The sequence below is a fragment of the Shewanella surugensis genome, from assembly GCF_023284005.1.
Taxonomy (GTDB): Bacteria; Pseudomonadota; Gammaproteobacteria; order Enterobacterales; family Shewanellaceae; genus Shewanella; species Shewanella surugensis.
In genome coordinates this window covers 1-1,782 of record NZ_JAKIKS010000290.1, presented here as the reverse complement: position 1 = coordinate 1,782, position 1,782 = coordinate 1, and the positions used below count along the sequence as shown (strand labels likewise).

At 34.6% G+C, this 1,782-nt stretch carries 1 protein-coding gene and 2 pseudogenes; 1 reads left to right on the top strand and 2 read right to left on the bottom strand.

The genetic code is table 11. The features are described from left to right. Positions 1 to 108 (top strand): annotated as a pseudogene (locus L2764_RS27020) (IS30-like element ISVsa7 family transposase); the annotation flags it as partial. Positions 109 to 176: 68 nt separating this feature from the next. Here L2764_RS27020 and L2764_RS27015 read toward each other — a convergent pair. Both L2764_RS27015 and L2764_RS27010 read right to left on the bottom strand, forming a co-directional pair. After that, positions 177 to 1,343, bottom strand: coding sequence for a patatin-like phospholipase family protein (locus L2764_RS27015; protein ID WP_248943418.1), 1,167 nt, complete (start codon positions 1,341 to 1,343; stop codon positions 177 to 179). Positions 1,344 to 1,673: 330 nt separating this feature from the next. Next, a pseudogene (locus L2764_RS27010) lies at positions 1,674 to 1,782 on the bottom strand (IS30-like element ISVsa7 family transposase); the annotation flags it as partial.

The window sequence follows — 1,782 nt, the reverse complement described above, 5'->3', positions numbered from 1 at the left end:
GCCAATGCTGAATTTTTAATTAACATGAGGCCAAGAAAGGCGTTAAACTTTCTCAGTCCTTATGAGTTTTTAACAGGTAAACGTGTGTCGCTTATTGCTGAGATCTAGGCCGCTATCTAATCGATAGATAACATTTAAGTTTACACTACAAGTTTAATAACATAAATTTGTGGCGTCTATTTCACTTTTTCTCCTGTCAATTTTAATGAATTTGACTCAATGTTTTTATGCTGATCCTTTATCAAGTCAATCAACTCCGTTAGCGACTTTTTATTTTTACTAATTATCTTTCGTGCATAACCATCTAATTTATCAATATTTTGTTTAGAAGGATCATACCCCGAGACTTCACCTAATGGAATAGTGATATTAAAACGGTGATAAGAACTAACATTATCATCCTTATTTGTAATCAGATGCCGCATAATATGAGCATTAAATTTCATTCTTGCAAACAGCATTAACCTTATAAATTTTATATTCCACTGTAGTATCCCCCAATGCTTTCCGCTTTCTGCGAAGTAATCGTTATCTACCATCCCAGCCCCCAACGAAACCATTATATATTTCTTCTCTGGATACAATTTCTGAGCTAGTAGTAATGCTACAACTTCAGGTGAATTCAAATATAAACTAGCATCTAAGAGCTCATGATTCTTCTTATTTGTATGCGAATAAATCATACTTGGAGCGTAAAAGCTGATGGCGCTTGTACTAGCGGTTAACAGATCCTTCATATAATAATTGTCACCTGTCCAACTTTTAAATACTATTGGTTCCATATTATCATAATCAAATGATGGAATAGCTATCGGTATTAATGCTTCTCTTAACATCATTTCAGGTAAATATTGATTAAATAAATCGTATTTTTTTTGAACTGAATATCGAGGCGCTATCCATCCATGCAAGGACAATAGATCGCGATATGCACTCGCTGAAAACAGCTTACTTGCACCCTGATGAAATACAGCTTGAATATCGGTCAAATTAAACTTAGCTTTTCCTGATTTATCAGGTGTAGCAATTAAACTCGCTACAATCCCACCACTTGAAGTACCTACCATCAAATCGAAGATTTCTTGAATACGGATCCCACTATTTTCCTCTATATATTGCAGTACCGCTATAGGAATAATACCATTCAACCCCCCACCATCAATGCTTAATATAAAAATGGGAGCTTGATTACCTTCTACGACACGAACCTTCTCATCTAGTAGTGTCACTTTGTTGACCGATGAAAAGGATAGAGAAGAGCTAAACTCAAAGCGGTATGCAATATAAAACCCTAAACATAATAAAAAAATAATAATGAGACTAGAGGTAAACTTATTTATCATTATAGACATCCATTGTCAGTGCGGTAACTATACCTATAATGTAGAAGAACAAACAACAAAAGATCAAGGTAAAAATATATCATAGAAAAACCCTCTATCAGGATTATATAGCCGAACTAATTCCATATCATCACCACAAAACGCACAAACAAGTGGATTTCTACCTGCTACCTCTCTAAAAAAATTACTATATTCCAATCGACTAACATAGATAATCGTACCATCAACGAAATCTCCTGCTACATTCGCGATTATTTCATACCATTTATTAAAACTCGCTGTAGCTTGTAGCCCATAATAACGAATTCTCTGGAATCCTTTAAGTAGGACCTAGATCTCAGCAATAAGCGACACACGTTTACCTGTTAAAAACTCATAAGGACTGAGAAAGTTTAACGCCTTTCTTGGCCTCATGTTAATTAAAAATTCAGCATTGGCT

Coding starts and splice junctions, on each gene's coding strand:
- L2764_RS27015 (WP_248943418.1), bottom strand. CDS start 1,343: ATGATAAATAAGTTTACCTCTAGTCTCATTATTATTTTTTTATTATGT.